Source organism: Pseudomonas sp. 6D_7.1_Bac1 (assembly GCF_025465945.1).
In the GTDB taxonomy this organism is placed as follows: domain Bacteria; phylum Pseudomonadota; class Gammaproteobacteria; order Pseudomonadales; family Pseudomonadaceae; genus Aquipseudomonas.
The window spans coordinates 49,252-64,572 of record NZ_JANLNW010000051.1; the positions used below are offsets into that span (position 1 = coordinate 49,252).

At 60.3% G+C, this 15,321-nt stretch carries 14 protein-coding genes; 11 read left to right on the forward strand and 3 right to left on the reverse strand.

The annotated features are described in order from the left end of the window. Nucleotides 1–3 precede the first annotated feature (3 nt). Both NTD87_RS11820 and NTD87_RS11825 read left to right on the forward strand, forming a co-directional pair. On the forward strand, nt 4–1,611 hold the full coding sequence (locus NTD87_RS11820; RefSeq protein WP_262114121.1) for an ArnT family glycosyltransferase: 1,608 nt from the start codon (nt 4–6) through the stop codon (nt 1,609–1,611). A 42-nt stretch (nt 1,612–1,653) separates the two neighbouring features. Next, a complete protein-coding gene (locus NTD87_RS11825) occupies nt 1,654–2,175 on the forward strand; it encodes a GNAT family N-acetyltransferase (protein ID WP_262114122.1) in 522 nt (173 codons plus the stop codon). A 261-nt stretch (nt 2,176–2,436) separates the two neighbouring features. Here the strand turns inward: NTD87_RS11825 and NTD87_RS11830 are convergent, their stop codons facing one another. Then, complete coding sequence (locus NTD87_RS11830) at nt 2,437–3,402, reverse strand: LysR family transcriptional regulator (RefSeq protein WP_262114123.1); 966 nt, start codon at nt 3,400–3,402, stop codon at nt 2,437–2,439. Nucleotides 3,403–3,696: 294 nt separating this feature from the next. Between NTD87_RS11830 and argH the strand changes: the two genes are divergently transcribed. From argH to NTD87_RS11875, 9 genes are all read left to right on the forward strand, one after another. Next, nucleotides 3,697–5,124 carry an argininosuccinate lyase gene (argH, locus tag NTD87_RS11835; protein WP_262114124.1) on the forward strand — a complete coding sequence of 476 codons (1,428 nt, stop codon included), beginning with the start codon at nt 3,697–3,699 and terminating at the stop codon, nt 5,122–5,124. A gap of 189 nt (nt 5,125–5,313) precedes the next feature. Next, a complete protein-coding gene (locus NTD87_RS11840; protein WP_262114125.1) occupies nt 5,314–6,189 on the forward strand; it encodes an amino acid ABC transporter permease in 876 nt (291 codons plus the stop codon). A 20-nt stretch (nt 6,190–6,209) separates the two neighbouring features. Next, nucleotides 6,210–6,974 carry an amino acid ABC transporter ATP-binding protein gene (locus NTD87_RS11845; protein WP_262114126.1) on the forward strand — a complete coding sequence of 255 codons (765 nt, stop codon included), beginning with the start codon at nt 6,210–6,212 and terminating at the stop codon, nt 6,972–6,974. Nucleotides 6,975–6,998: 24 nt separating this feature from the next. Further along, entirely contained in the window at nt 6,999–7,823 is an 825-nt protein-coding gene (locus NTD87_RS11850; RefSeq protein ID WP_262114127.1) for an ABC transporter substrate-binding protein, read from the forward strand. 211 nt (nt 7,824–8,034) lie between these two features. Beyond that, a complete protein-coding gene (locus NTD87_RS11855; RefSeq protein WP_262114128.1) occupies nt 8,035–8,883 on the forward strand; it encodes a polysaccharide deacetylase family protein in 849 nt (282 codons plus the stop codon). Then, the gene (locus NTD87_RS11860; RefSeq protein ID WP_262114130.1) at nt 8,876–9,763 is read left to right on the forward strand and encodes a polysaccharide deacetylase family protein; all 888 of its coding nucleotides are present in this window, start codon (nt 8,876–8,878) and stop codon (nt 9,761–9,763) included. The genes NTD87_RS11855 and NTD87_RS11860 overlap by 8 nt, the downstream gene beginning before the upstream one ends. Further along, nucleotides 9,760–11,127, forward strand: coding sequence for an MmgE/PrpD family protein (locus NTD87_RS11865; protein WP_262114131.1), 1,368 nt, complete (start codon nt 9,760–9,762; stop codon nt 11,125–11,127). Before NTD87_RS11860 ends, NTD87_RS11865 begins: the two co-directional genes overlap by 4 nt. A 179-nt stretch (nt 11,128–11,306) precedes the next feature. Beyond that, nucleotides 11,307–12,482, forward strand: coding sequence for an MFS transporter (locus NTD87_RS11870; protein ID WP_262114346.1), 1,176 nt, complete (start codon nt 11,307–11,309; stop codon nt 12,480–12,482). A 157-nt stretch (nt 12,483–12,639) separates the two neighbouring features. Next, entirely contained in the window at nt 12,640–13,347 is a 708-nt protein-coding gene (locus NTD87_RS11875; protein ID WP_262114132.1) for an HPP family protein, read from the forward strand. Here the strand turns inward: NTD87_RS11875 and astA are convergent. Beyond that, on the reverse strand, nt 13,344–14,378 hold the full coding sequence (gene astA, locus NTD87_RS11880) for an arginine N-succinyltransferase (protein WP_262114133.1): 1,035 nt from the start codon (nt 14,376–14,378) through the stop codon (nt 13,344–13,346). The genes NTD87_RS11875 and astA overlap by 4 nt on opposite strands. Continuing rightward, nucleotides 14,378–15,313, reverse strand: a complete 936-nt coding sequence (gene ctlX, locus NTD87_RS11885; RefSeq protein ID WP_262114134.1) for a citrulline utilization hydrolase CtlX — start codon at nt 15,311–15,313, stop codon at nt 14,378–14,380. The genes astA and ctlX overlap by 1 nt, the downstream gene beginning before the upstream one ends. Nucleotides 15,314–15,321 lie beyond the last annotated feature (8 nt).

Consider the following 15,321-nt stretch of genomic DNA (forward strand, 5'->3'; position numbering starts at 1 on the left):
CGCGTGCACGCCAATCCATCGACAGGGATCCGTCAACAATCGTTAGGTCTGGGGCTACTGGCGCTGCTGCTGTTCTGCGCCGGGGTCTACCAGCAATCGGCGATCGGATTCGACACGCGGTTTGTACTGTTTGCCCAGGAAATGCTGCGCCATGGGCCGGGATTCTTCCCGACCACCTATGGCCAGCCTTACGCGGACTATTGGGCCACCTCGACGTTTTTTACCTGGCTGCTTTCGCTGCCCTTTGGCCAGGTAAACGCGTTGACGGCCTGGCTGCCCAGCGCCATTGCATCAGCGTTGATCGTGACACTGATGTACCGGCTGGTAGCGCCCTACTCCAGAACCTGGGCTCTGCTCAGCATCGCCATGATGATGCTGAGCAATACCTTCATCACCGAAACCCGCGCCGTGTCCCTCGACCAGATGGTCGCGGCCGTGACCTTCGCCGTGTTCTATCTGGGCTATGCCGCTGACCACTTCCAGGCTCCGCGACGACTGCCGCTGATACTCGCGTTGCTGGTACTCGGTTTTGCCATTCGCGGGCCGATCGGTCTGGTGGTGCCTACCGGTGTGCTGTGCAGTTATTACCTGCTCAACGGCCAGTGGCGCCGCATGATCACGTTCGCCTTGCTGGCAGCGGTGCTACTGGCGGCCGGTGTCGGCTTGTTGCTGTGGCTGGCGAATGTCAGCGGCGGCCCGACCTTTGTGCAAGACGTGATCCGCATGCAGTTCATGGGGCGCATGGACGGCCGCGAAGGTGCGAGCGGCGTGCTGTATTACTTCAGCAGTTCGCTGGGCAACTATGCGCTGGCCTTTCCCTTGGCAGTGATGGTGTTGGCTGCGGTGTTGCTGGCTGGCCGCAAGGACCGTGGACCGGCCCTGCGCCTGCTGACCTTGTGCGCTGCCGCCGGGCTGATCGTGATGATTGGCCTGTCGATCCCGATGGCGAAAAAAGCCCGTTACATGCTGCCAATGCTGCCGATGGCGGCGATCATTGCCGCGTATCCGTTCCAGGGCGCGCAGGGTCGGGTCTTTCAGTGGCTGCGTGGCCTGATGCAAGGTCTGTGGCTGCTGATGCCCGGCCTGCTGATCATCGGACTGGTGGTGGCCAAGCGACGTTTTCCGGAGCATCTCACCTCGGTGACAGCGGTGATGGTGATACTCGGTGTGTTGCAGGCGGTCGCAGTGGGGCTGCTGTTCAAGCCGCGTGTGCGTGCGGTGGGCCTGGCGTTCGCTGCGGTGCTGGCGCTGTGGTCGACCTACATTCTGGTGTTCGAGCCGGTGGAGCGTTCGCTCTTCGACACCCGCACGTTCAGTCATGCAGCCATTGAACTGATCCAGAAAGACCCGGCTCCCTTGGTGCTGCACGCCATGGGCAAAGACGCCAAGGCCATCAAGTTCATGGTCAATGTCGAGCACGACCTGTTCCCGGTCTTCACCTCTTCAGTGCAAGAGCTGGAAAACCTGAAAGGCCCTGCCTGGCTGGTAATGGACAAAAGCGACTACGAGGCCCTGAAAGGCTCTCGGTTGGCGACATTGCAACCGGTGCTGAACGGGAACTTCGACAAGAACGACTACGTCTTGCTGCACCTGGTACCTGTGCAACCCTGAACCGGTTGCACTTCGTCAGGGCGCTTGCTTAAGCTTGCGCCCATGACCCTTTCCCTTCGCCGTGCCCAACTCGCTGACGCCAGCGCGCTACCCGCCGTAGAGCGTTCAGCTGCTGCCCTTTTCCGTAACGATCCCGAACTCAGCTGGCTAGCCGATGCACCGGTCACCGGCGTCGAACAGCATCAGCGCGATATTGATTCAGCCGAAGTCTGGGTCATCGAGGCGGCTGAGGGTTTGATCGTGGGCTTTCTCAGCGCCTATACCGTCGACACCGAACTGCATATCCAGGAAGTGTCTGTCAGCAGCGGGTTTCAGGGCCAAGGACTGGGACGCAGGTTGATGCAGACAGCCCTGGAGCACGCACGCAGCAGTGGGCTGACGGCGCTGACCCTGACCACCTTTCGCGAATTGCCGTGGAACGAAGTTTTTTACCGGCGTTTCGGTTTTGAGACCCTACCGTTTTCCAGTCTCGATCAGCGCTTGAAGGCTGTGCTGGAAGCCGAAATCGCCCACGGATTGCCGGGCGCTCGACGCTGCGCCATGCGTTATCGCATCGAACCGTAAGCGCTGCTGTATCGGTAGTAAACAGCCGAGGAACAATTGTCCCGCGCCCTGAACTTTCACCGTATTACCCCATCTTTCGTTGAAAGATCTCAGATTGATATCAGTCAACACTTCGGACAAACAGATGGGTTGTTTTACTTGTCCGCCGACCACTTGAGGAAGTGTTCGACACACCCTGACAGACGCTATAGATGCCAAACCCTGCGACAACTCCGCCGTGCTATCAGCGGCTATCAAGCAACCAGACTTTCGCGCTCGATGTCATACGCCAGACTTCAGATCCACCCCTAACGCCTGGGCGAACGCTTTGACCAAAGGACTGCGTACCGTGTTGTGCCGCAGGATCAGGTTGAACGGTGTATTGAAGCTGATCAGGTCCGGCCGCAAGGCTCTGAACGTGCCTTGTGCAACCAGTGGCGCGGCATAGTGCTGTGGAAGAAAACCCAGAAAACGCCCGGTTTTGATTAGCATCGCGACCGCTTCCACCTGAGAGGCCGACGCGGAGAAGCTGTCGTATCGGGCAAACGCCAGCTTGTCACGGTGGATGGCGTAGCGATGGTTGATGAACTCGTGCTGCTTGAGCACGTCCTCGCCCATTTCCTCTTCCGGAACGCTGAACAACGGGTGCCCGACCGCACAGTAGGCCTCTGATCTTTCTTCATACAGCGCGAAGTAATCGAACTCTTCTCTTTTTTGATAGACCGGTACTATTCCGGCGACTAAGCGACCTTCCACTACACCTCTTTCCACTTCATCCAGTTGCGAGGCCTGAAGTTGAAATCTCACCTTCGGTGACTCTTCATTGATTCGTTTAAGCGCTGCAACTAACGGTGAGTTTTCATCGGAAATCGTATTGTCGATCACCCCCACGCCAAGGTCGCCGATCAATTCATTTTGCGCGCAACTAAGCCGATCTCGAAAGTTGTCGACCGAGGCAAATAAATCGATCGATGCCTGGTAGACCAGACGCCCCTCTTCGGTCAGGCAAAACCCCTCCCGACCACGGGTACACAAGCGCATGCCGATGCGAATCTCAAGGTCCGAGATCTGTTTGCTGATGGCTGCAAGCCCCACATTCAGCTCGTTTTGAGCCGCACTGAAACCACCGGCCTCGACCACTGCCTTGAACACTTTGAGCAGTTTGAAGTCCAGCCCGCTAAGGGCCAAAGGGGCTCGATGGGCCGTTTTCAACGGCGGGTTTCCAGAATTGGAAAGTGGGGTTTCCATAATGCTTATTTACCTCTGGCGCCCGATTCAACAGTCTGTGTCCAACAACAAAAACATAGCTGGCCAATAATAATGAACACAGAAAACCACGCTTGGCAACCACCAATAATTCTCCCCGATCAGTGCCAACTCACTGATTCGAAACTATTAAAAGCTGACACTTCGATCAGCTCTCGCCACTTGCAACTGCCCTTTTGAAAACTGCATGAGCCGAACCACGCCCGGAAGATCCCGGCGAGTGTTCAAGGCTTTGCGTAACGAATTCAGTTCGTGTTACCGACGAGGAAAACAACAATGACTCAAGCAACCGATCGTTTGTGGGGAGCGCGTTTCAAAAGCGGCCCGTCCGAAGCCCTGGCGGCCCTGTCCCGCTGCCCTGAGCGGTACTTCCGCCTCACCCCTTACGACCTGGCCGGCTCCAAGGCTCACGCCGGGGAACTGCAACGCGCCGGTCTGCTCGATGCGCAGGAAACCCAAACCATGCTCGACGCTCTCGAGCGCATCGGCGAAGACTTCCGCGCAGGTAAAGTCAGCCCGACGCTGGATGACGAAGACGTTCACACTTTCATCGAGCGCCTGCTGACCGAACGCCTGGGTGCACTGGGTGGCAAGCTGCGCGCCGGACGCTCGCGCAACGATCAGACCGCCAACGATCTGCGGCTGTTTCTGCGTGATCACGCTCGGACCCTGACCACTGAAGTGCTGGCCCTGCAACAGGCGCTGGTCGACCAGGCCGAGCAGCACATCGAAAGCATTTGCCCAGGTTTTACTCACCTGCAACAAGCGCAGCCGATCGTGTTCGCTCACCATTTGCTGGCCCACGCTCAGTCGATGCTGCGCGACGTGCAGCGCCTAGTGGATTGGGACGTACGCACCTCGCTGTCGCCATTGGGCGCGGCAGCCATGGCCGGTTCCGCCATCGCCCGCCAGCCACAGCAATCGGCCAAGGAAATGGGCTACAACGGTGTTTGCGAGAACTCCATCGACGCGGTAGCCAGCCGCGACCACGTCGCCGAATTCCTGTTCGTGGCGAGCATGCTCGGCGTCAACATCTCGCGTCTGGCCGAAGAGTTTTGCCTGTGGTCTTCACGGCAATTTCGTTGGGTTGCGCTGGACGATGCCTACGCCACCGGCAGTTCGATCATGCCGCAGAAGAAAAACCCGGACATCGCCGAACTGGCGCGTGGCAAGGCCGGCCGTTTGATCGGCAACCTGACCGGTCTGCTCTCGACCCTCAAATCCCTGCCACTGTCCTACAACCGTGATTTGAGCGAAGACAAAAACGGTGTGCTCGACAGCGTCGACACCCTGCTGCTGGTACTGCCGGCGATGGCCGGGATGGTCGCGACCATGAAGGTCAACGTCGAAGAGCTGCGTCGTCAGGCCCCTCTGGGCTTCACCCTCGCCACCGAGGTCGCCGACTGGCTGGCGGTGCGCGGCGTGCCGTTCAAGGAAGCCCACGAAATCACTGGCGCTTTGGTTCAAGCCTGTGAAAAACACGACATCGAACTCTGGGAAGCCTCGCCGGCGCTGCTCGCCGAGATCGATGTGCGCCTGACGCCCGAAGTCCGTGACAGCCTGACCCTGGAAGCTGCCATCGCTGCTCGCAGTGGCTGGGGCGGTACCGCGCCGCAACAGGTGCGCGAGCAAATCGGCCGCTTGAAAACCGCCCTCGCTGCACAACAGCAATGGGCGGCGGACTATCAGGGCTTTCGTCTCTGATCCACAGGGCGTAAATCGAGTAACACAACCTGTGGGAGCGAGCCTGCTCGCGATGGCGGTATTACATTCAACATCGATGTTGGCTGATCCGCCTCTATCGCGAGCAAGCTCGCTCCCACAGGGGTTGCGTTTAACCTGAAGAACCACACACCCGTCTGCATCAGGAAGGGCGGTGTTCGGAGAACCCAAATGAACCAGACTCAGGCAGAGCTCCTTGCGGAGCGTAAACAGGCTGAAAACCAGTTCGATATCACCCAGTACGAACATGTGCCGCGGCGCTATTACGGGCGGATCTTTTTCGCCACGCTGATCGTCATCGCCCTCATCGGCCTGGTAAAGGCCTTCGCCGAAGGCAAGATCGAGTGGTCGTACATCGGCCAGTTCCTGACCTCCCAGGCGATCTTGTTCGGCTTGCTCAACACCATCGTCATGGCGGTACTGGCGATGGCCTTGGGGATCCTCTTCGGGGTGATCACTGCCGTGATGCGCATGTCGGCGAACCCGATCCTGCGCTATGTCGCGGTGACGTACACCTGGCTGTTCCGCGGTACGCCGTTGATTCTGCAACTGCTGTTGTGGTTCAACCTGGCGCTGATCTTCCCCACTATCGGCATTCCCGGGCTGTTCCAGCTCGATACCGTCAGCCTGATGACGCCGTTCGTGGCGGCGCTGCTGGGCCTGAGCATCAACCAGGGTGCCTACACCGCTGAAGTGGTGCGTGCCGGCCTGCTCTCGGTGGACACCGGTCAGTACGAAGCCGCCAAGTCGATCGGCATGCCGCGCCTGCAAGCGCTGCGCCGGATCATCCTGCCTCAGGCCATGCGCATCATCATTCCACCGGTCGGCAACGAATTCATCGGCATGGTCAAAATGACGTCGCTGGCCAGTGTGATCCAGTACTCGGAACTGCTCTACAACGCCCAGAACATCTACTACGCCAACGCCCGTGTGATGGAGCTGCTGATCGTCGCCGGGATCTGGTACCTGGCCGCCGTCACCGTCTTGTCCTTTGGTCAAAGCCGTCTGGAGCGTCGTTTCGCTCGTGGCGCCGGCAAGCGCTCGTGAGTCGCGCAGGAGAATTGAACATGAGAAGCATCGTCAAGGCCGTTGGCCTGAACAAGTACTACGACCAATACCACGCGCTCAAAGACATCAACATTGAAATCGAACAGGGCGAAGTGCTGTGCATCATCGGCCCGTCCGGTTCGGGCAAAAGCACCCTGCTGCGCTGCGTCAATCAGCTGGAAAAGATCGACAGGGGCGGCCTCTGGGTCGATGGCGAACTGGTGGGCTACCGCATCGTTGGCAACAAACTGCACGAGCTCAACGAGTCGCAGATTGCCCGCCAGCGCCTGGCCACCGGTATGGTGTTCCAGCGCTTCAACCTGTTCCCGCACATGACTGTGCTGCAAAACATCATCGAAGGCCCGTGCCAAGTGCTCAAGCGTTCGCCCAAGGAAGCCCACGAAGATGCGCTGGAGCTGCTGGCCCGCGTCGGCCTGGCCGACAAGCGCAACAGCTACCCGATCGAACTCTCGGGCGGCCAGCAGCAACGGGTGGCCATTGCCCGAGCGCTGGCCATGCGACCCAAGCTGATGCTGTTCGATGAACCCACTTCGGCACTCGACCCGGAACTGGTCGGTGAGGTGCTGTCGGTGATGCGCGATCTGGCGCAGACCGGCATGACCATGATCGTCGTCACCCATGAACTGGGCTTCGCCCGCGAGGTTTCCAATCGCATGGTGTTCATGGACGGCGGGCAGATCGTGGAGGCAGGAAGCCCCGAAGAAATACTAATAAGTCCACAAAACCCGCGCACCCAAAGCTTCATTTCTGCCGTTCGCACCTAACGACAACTCAAAAAGAGAACGACCATGAAAAACCTCCTCATCCCCGCAGTAGTGGCTGGCCTGATGGCCTCTTCGGTGACCTGGGCAGCTGAATTGCCCGCGAGCATCAAGGCCAAGGGCGAAATCGTCGTGGCGATCATGCCCAACTATCCGCCGATGGATTTCAAGGACCCGGCCACCAACACCCTCACCGGCCTGGACTACGACCTGGGCAACGCCCTGGCCGAACGTTTGGGCGTGAAGATCAAATGGCAGGAAACCGGCTTCGAGCAAATGATCAACGCCCTGACCACCGATCGCGTAGACGTGGTGTTGTCGGGCATGACCGACACCGCCGAGCGCCAGCAGAGCGTTACCTTTGTTGACTACTTCACCAGCGGGCCGCAGTTCTACACCCTGCAAAAGAACAAGGACACCAACGAAATCGCCGACCTGTGCGGCAAGAAAGTCGGGACCAGCCGACGGACCACCTTCCCGGCGGAAATCGCCGAGTGGAGCAAGGCCAATTGCGAAGCGAAGGGTAAACCAGCGATCAACGTGATCGGCACCGAAGGCTCCGCCGACGCCCGTGCGCAACTGCGCCAGAGCCGCATCGACGCGGCCATGCAGGGCAGCGAAACCCTGTCGTACCTGAAGACCCAGGAAAAAGACACCTACAAAACCGTGGGCCAGCCGATCTCGGTGCAGTTCAGCGGGTTGGGCGTCAGCAAGAAAAAACCTGAGCTGAGTGAAGCAGTGAAAGTGGCGTTGCAAAGCATGGTCGATGACGGCAGCTATCAGGCGATCTTGAAGAAGTGGGATCTGGAGTTGGGGGCGATTAAAACCGTGACCATCAACGCCGGGAAGTAACGTTGAAATACGTTGCTCTGTAGCAGCTGCCGAGCCCGCGAGGCTGCGTTCGAGGCGGGCCGCGTTCGGACGCAGTCCTCGCAGATCTGTGCACATGGTCTGTCTGAAAGAACGCATCGCCTGATTTTACGGCGGCTGCGCCACCGAACGCAGCCTCGCAGGCTCGGCAGCTGCTACGGGAGTTGTACCCATAAATTATCGGAGCGCCACGATGTCCTCCTCGCCCCAACCGACCTGGCCCGAGGGCCATAAAGCCTGTCTCGCCTTGGCCTTCGATCTCGACGGCCCGACTGGCGATGCGATGCTCAATGGTTCGATCTGGCACAAGCCCGAGTATTTCGGTTTCGGCGGTTACGGGCCGTATCGGGCCTTGCCGCGGATTCTCGACCTGCTGGATGAGTTCCAGATCCCGACGACTTTCTTCGTCCCGGCCTGGGTCGTGGAAAACTGGCCGAAACAGTGCCAGTCGATCATCGAGCGCGGGCATGAAGTGGCTTACCACGGCTACAAACACGAGTCCTTCTATGCACTGACGCTGGAGCAGCAAAAGGACGTGATGAATAAAAGCCGCGAGGTGTTCTGGAAGCATCTGAACATCCGCGCAGAAGGCTTTCGCACCCCGTCCGGCGACTGGCGGGCCGAGACACCGGCCATGCTGGTGGAAGCCGGTGTCACGTACTCCAGCAGCATGCGCGGCGATGACCGGCCGTATCTGGTGAACGTGCCGGGCGTTGATACGCCGCTGGTGGAAATCCCCGGCCGCTGGGAAATGGACGACTACGCCTCCATCGCCTACACCCGTGCGCCGGACTTTCCCTCGGGACTGGACCGTACCGCCAGCTACGAGCTGACCCTCGACAACTGGTGCCGCGAGTACGACGGCGCGATGAATGAAGGGCTGTGCCTGACCACCCTGTTCCACCCCAAGATCACCGGCAAACCGGGGCGCATTCTGCTGCTGGAGAAACTCTTCGAGCACATGCGCCAGCGTGAAGACGTGTGGTTCGCCACCTGCCGCGATGTCGCCCATTGGTGGCTCAAGGAGCATCAACATGGCTGAGTCGACTGTCTGGCCCAAAGGCTACCGCTGCGCCGTGGTGTTGACCGTCGACTACAACGACGTACACGGCATCCTGACCCAGGCCCCGGAAGTCGCCGGCCGCGACAAGACCCTGTCGGTGTGGCGCTACGGTACCCAACGCGGGGTTGAACGTTTGCTCGCACTGTTCAAGGAACTGGGGGTGTCCAGCAGTTGGTGCGTACCGGGCATCGTGGCCGAAGAAAACCCGGAACATATGCGCTCTATCCAGGCGGCCGGTCATGAAATTGCCTGCGCCGGTTATCGGCATCAGAACTACGACACCCTGAGTCTGGCCGAGCAGACCGCCGCCCTTGAGCACGGCTGCCAGGCACTGGCGGCCATTACCGGCCAGCGTCCAAGCGGTTTCCGGATTCCCGCCGGCAACTGGGCGCCGGGTTTTACCGAGGCATTGCGCGAGCAAGGCATTCGCTGGTCGTCGTGCTGGCGCGGCGATGACCTGCCGTTCGCCCATCCGACAGCGCCCGAGGTGATCGAACTGCCGTTGCATTACGAGCTGGAAGACGAACCGTACTTCGCCTTCAACCTGAGCCCGGCGGTACCGCCAGCCCAATCGCGGATCGCCTCTTACAGCCACACCCTGGGCAACCTGCAAATGGACTTCGCCGGGTTTCATCGCTTTGGCCTGTGCTACGTGCTGCGCCTGCACCCGGAGATCATTGCCACACCGGGGCGCATCGGTGTCTTGCGCGAGTTGCTGCTGGGTATCCGGCAACGCGACGACGTGTGGATCGCCACGGCGGGTGAAGTCGCCCAGTGGTGGAGCGAGCGCGCCGCGCCGATGGACGAAGAACATCCGTCAGCCGTGTATGAGCGGCATTATCGAGCGTACTTGCCATGAGCGAACGATTGCAGCGTCTGGCGCAGTTTTGCGTCGAAACCCGTTTCGAAGACTTGCCGCCGGCGCTGGTTGCCCAAGCCAAGCGACACATTCTTGATACCGTCGGCGCGACCCTGGCCGGGGCCGCCAGTGAGATTGCCGTCGCCACCCGACAAACCTTCGCCAATGAAAGCGGCGAAACGCTGGTCTGGGGCACCGCGCAGCGCGTCGGTGCCGCACAGGCCGCAATGCTCAATGGCATCGCCGCCCACGCGCTGGAACTGGACGATACCGGCGGCTGCGATCACTCCGGCGCCGTGGTGCTGCCGGCGGTGATGGCGGCGGTCAGCCTGAATCCCGTACCGGTGAACGGTCACGAGCTGATCACCGCCGTGGTGATCGGTTATGAGATCGGTCGTCGCGTGCTTGAGGCCTGTGGCGGTTACTCGGCACACAACGGCGCCGGCTGGCACTCGACCGCCACCTGTGGCGTGTTTGGCGCGGCGGCGGCCAGTGCGCGAATACTCGGTCTTGATCAGGCACAGACCCTCGCCGCATTGGGCATCGCTGGCAGTTTCAGCGGTGGCCTGTGGGCGTTTATCCACGATGGTTCGCAAAGTAAAAAGCTTCATAGCGGACGGGCGGCGGAAGGTGGCCTACTCGCTGCGCGGTTTGCCGAGCAAGGGATCAGTGGGCCAACGAAGTTGTTCGACGACGTCTGGGGTGGTTTTCTCAAGACCCTCGCCGCTGAACACGCGCAGCCCGAGGCGCTGGACGCGGAGCTTGGCGTGGTGTGGAAACTCGCCCGCTGCTCGATCAAACCTTACGCCTCCTGCCGTGGCACACACTCGGCCATCGATGCCTTGGGTTTGTTGCTTGAGCAATTACAGATCGAAGCCGATCAACTGGAAGACGTTCACGTGTCGTTGTGCGGCTTTCTCAACGAGATGTGTGGCGGGCGCGATGTCAGCAGTTTGGCAGCCGCACAAATGAGCCTGCCGTATGCCCTCGCCGCTCGGCTGGTCTATGGTCATTGCCGGCTGGAAGCCTACGACGACGCGCGCCGTCAGTCAGCGGAAATCGTCCATTGGTTGCAGCGCGTTCACCTTGAAGTGGACCCGCAACTGTCAGAGGATGGCGAGCCGGTCGTGAGCATGCGCAGCCGCGATGGTCGTGAGGCCAGCCTGTGTGTCGAGGTGCCATTGGGGGCGCCGGGCAATCCATTGAGTGATGGAGCGCTGGAGGAGAAGTTTCTCCGCCTGGCGACGCGGGTGATGCCGGTAGAACAGGCGACTGGATTGCTGGAACGGTTGTGGCAACTCGAAAAACTGGAGTCGGTCGCAACGCTGGATCAACGACTTTCATTGCGAACACCAACCCCGTAGCAGCTGGCGCAGCCTGCGTTCGAGCGCGAAGCGGTCGCAATTCAGACAACCCGGTATTTCTGAAAACCGCATTGCCTGATTTTACGACTGCTTCGCAGCCGAACGCCGCCTTCGGCAGCTGCTACGGTGGGGTCGAAACGCTGGAATCGTATTTCAAGAACAAGGACTCGTGCACCAACGTGACCACTTACTCGCTCGTTATTCGTCGCCTGATGATCTGCTCGCTGACCATCGTCGTCAGTCGCGCCATCACCAGCCCGCTGCTGACGCTGTTCCTCAGCAACAAACTGGGCCTGAACCAGCAGGACGTTGGCCTGTTGCTCGGCATCGCGGTATTCATCGCCACCCTGCTTGCGCTGTATGGCGGTTACATCATCGACCGTCTGGAAAAGCGCCGGTTGCTGATTCTGGCAATGCTCTCCAGTTCCATCGGTTTTGTCCTGCTGACCTTCGCCCACAACCTTTACCTGACCACCCTGACGCTGGTGATTACCGAAACCGCTTCGGCACTGTTTTTGATCGGTTCCAAAGCGATCCTCAGTGAAAACCTGCCGATGGGCCAACGGGCCAAGGCGTTTTCGCTGCGCTACACCCTGACCAACATCGGCTACGCCACCGGCCCGATGCTCGGGGTGGTAATCGCCGGGGTTCAGCCGCTGGCACCGTTCCTGATTGCCGGTGGCATCGCGTTTTTCAGTACTTTCCTGATGAGAGGAATTCCCGGATCGGTCAAGGAAGCGGCTGTGGGTCAGCCGCAAAGTTTTCTTAAAACCCTGGTGACCCTGAAAAACGACCGCACGCTGATCATGTTTACCTGCGGCTGCCTGCTCAGCACCGTGGTCCACGGGCGTTTCACCCTGTACCTGTCGCAATACCTGCTGGTGACGCAAAACGAGCATATTGCGCTGAAAACCATGGCGGCGATCCTCGCCTGCAACGCGATCAGCGTGATCCTGTTGCAGTACCAGATCGGTCGTTTTCTCAAGCGTGAACAGTTGCGTTACTGGATCATCATTGGCAGCAGTCTGTTCATCGTGGGGCTGATCGGTTTCAGCTTCGCGCAGAACCTGGTGCAGTGGTGCCTGGCGATGTTTGTCTTCACCTTGGGCGAAATGATCATCTACCCGGCGGAGTTCCTGTTCGTCGACACCCTGGCCCCGGAAGAACTGCGCGGCAGCTATTACGGCGCGCAGAACCTGGCAGCGCTGGGCGGTGCGGCAAGCCCGGTGATTTGCGGCTTTTTGCTGACCCACACGGCGCCGGCGACGATGTTCTATGCCCTCAGCACACTGACGGCCATGGGCGGTTTGCTGTGTTTCCTGAGCGGACGACGCGTCGCCATACTTCAAAATTAATGCATTTAAACCGCATTAATATGAATTTGTCAGCTAGTGGATAGATCGGCACACTGTGCCGGTTCCTCCCCCAAATGTTGGAACGCTTAAAGGGCTTTCTGGTGATCCAGACGAGCCCTTCTTTTTGCCTGCTCATTGTCATTGGATCGTGTTCATCATGCTCGCTCGCTGGATACCCGCTGCCATCAACACCCGTCCCACCGAATGGAGCCGCGCTGCCATCGGTATGTCGTTGGGCACCCTATTGAGCGTCTGGGTCTGTGGCCAGGTGTTCGGCATGGACGTGGCCTTGCACCTGATCGGCCCGTTGGGCGCATCGGCGGTGTTGCTGTTCGCGGTGTCGTCCGGCGCACTGGCGCAGCCATGGTCGATTCTCGGCGGTTATTTGTGCGCCGCCGTGTTGGCGCTGCTGGTGGCCCACGTGCTGGGGCGAACCTTGGGCAGCGCCTGTCTGGCGGCCGGCATGGCGCTGATTCTGATGTGCTGGCTGCGTTGCCTGCATCCGCCGGCCGGCGCGTTGGCGTTGCTGCTGGTACTGGCTGACCCGGCGACCATCGCCATGGACTGGCGCGCGCTCGCTCCGGTGATGCTCGGCGCGACGTGCATGCTGCTCAGCGCCCTGGCCTATAACAACCTGACGCGGATCCGCTACCCCAAGGGCCACAGCGAACCGGTCGCCGTCGTACCCGCCGATCATCCGCCCGCAGACTCACAGGCGATCACCGCCGAAGACCTCAAACTGGCCTTGGCCGACCTGCAGGCGTTCTTCGACGTCACACCGGACGACCTTGAGCAACTGATCCACGCCAGCGAGCTGCACGCCAAGCGCCGCAGCATTGGTGAAGTGCTCGCCAAACGGGTCTAGGCCGCCGACAACTGCCGTGCGGGCACCGCCAGGCTCACCGCCCGCACCGACGCGCCGGCACTCAAGCCCAGTGCCTTGGCGGTTTGTGCGTCGACAATCAAGGTACCGGCAGCGACCCGTGCTGGCGCGGCGGTGATCCGGCAATCGGCGAACTGGCGGTTGTGAACCAGATAGACCGCCGCCTGCTCGCCCGGTGTGCCGATGCTCAGTTGCAGCACCTGACTGTCACGCACGGCGCGAATATCACCGGTCGCGCACTCGATCAACGGGCCGCCATCAAAGATGTCGATGTAGTCCTTGTGCTCGAACCCTTCGGCCTTGAGCATCCCCAGCGCCGGTTCGGTGTTGGGATGAACCCGGCCGATCGTCGCCCGCGCAGCCGCGGGCAGCAAGCAGGTCGGCAGCGGAAACTTGGGCATCAGTTCAGCGATGAAGGTCTTGTTGCCGAGCCCGGTGAGGTAGTCGGCGTCGGCGAAATCCATCTTGAAGAAATGCCGGCCCAACCCTTCCCAAAATGGCGAGACGCCCTCTTCGTCCGAGTAACCACGCATTTCAGCGATGACCTTGTCGCCAAAGTGCTGGCGAAACTCGGCGAGAAACAAAAACCGCGCCTTGGACAACAAACGGCCATTCAAACCGCTGCGATGACCGGCATGCAGAAACAACGAACACAGTTCTGATTGCCCGGTCATGTCATTGCCCAGAAACAACGTCGGCAAATGCTGGTTGATCCCGAGATCTTTCGAAGCGGCGACAAACAGTCCCATCCGGTAGTTGTACCAGGGCTCGCGCAGCCCAACCGCACCGGCCAGGGCACAGATACCGACCGCGTCCCCGCTGTCTGCCTCCAGTACAAACAGGTAGTCGGCATCAGCCCGTTCGGCTTCACCGGCAAAGGTTTTTTCGGCCCATTCCAGGCGCTGACGCAAGCGCGGGGCATCAGCCGGTAAGGTGGTCAAACCGGTGCCGGCGCTGTGGGCCAGGGCCAGCAACGCCGGCAGGTCATTCATCGTGGCAGGACGGACGATCATCAATGGTGCTCCTGTGGGCTCACGCGTTTAGGCAGATAGACTTCCGCGAGCATGCAGCGCGCACTGCCGCCGCCAATCCGCTCGATGGTGTCGATTTTCACTGGCAGGGGTCTGGCGTGTGCTTCGACCATCCGGCGCTGGTCGGCATGCAGCGACCGCCAGGCAGTGCGCGACATCACCAGCAACGGCTCGCCAGCGGCGTTGTGCACTTCGAGCATGTTGCCGGCGAACGATTCCAGCTGATCGAAGCTCAGGGTCATGACCTGCTTGCCGCTGCGTTCCAGGCGCGAATGCAAGGCTGAACGTTCGTTTCGATCATTGACCGAGTCGAAGCACGCCACCGCCAGGCGCGTGCCGACGCTCATCATCACGTTGGTGTGATAGATCGGCACGCCGTTACGGTCCATCGCATTGAACGCGCAGAGTTCATAACCGAGGTGCTCAACCACTTGATCCAGGGCCTTGGCGTGAGTGCGGGTCGAATAGCCGGCGTAGCAGATCCGTTGCTCCCGATCGAGGACCATGCTGCCGGTGCCTTCGAGGAACACGTCCTGTTGCTCAAGGCTGGAGAAATCGAGCAATTGCTCGACGCGGTAGGCATCACGCAGCCCGTCGAGCACGCCTTTGTCCCGCTCCAGGCGCCGGTTGTGGCCTTGCATCGGATACAGCACCAGGGTGCCGTCGGGATGGCTGCTCCACCAGTTGTTGGGAAAGATCGAATCCGGGGTGTGCGGGGCTTCGCTGTCGTTATGCACCATGACTTCAACCCCGTGCTCACGCAGGACCGCGACGTAACCGTCGAACTCTTGCAGGGCCTTGAATTGCACGTCCTCGGCCACGGCCGCCGGGCGCTGGAATCGGTTGTTGGCCGCTGTGTCCTGGTTAAAGGAGAAACGTGTCGGGCGAATCATCAAAACGGTATTGGTGGTTTGCATGGGCACAG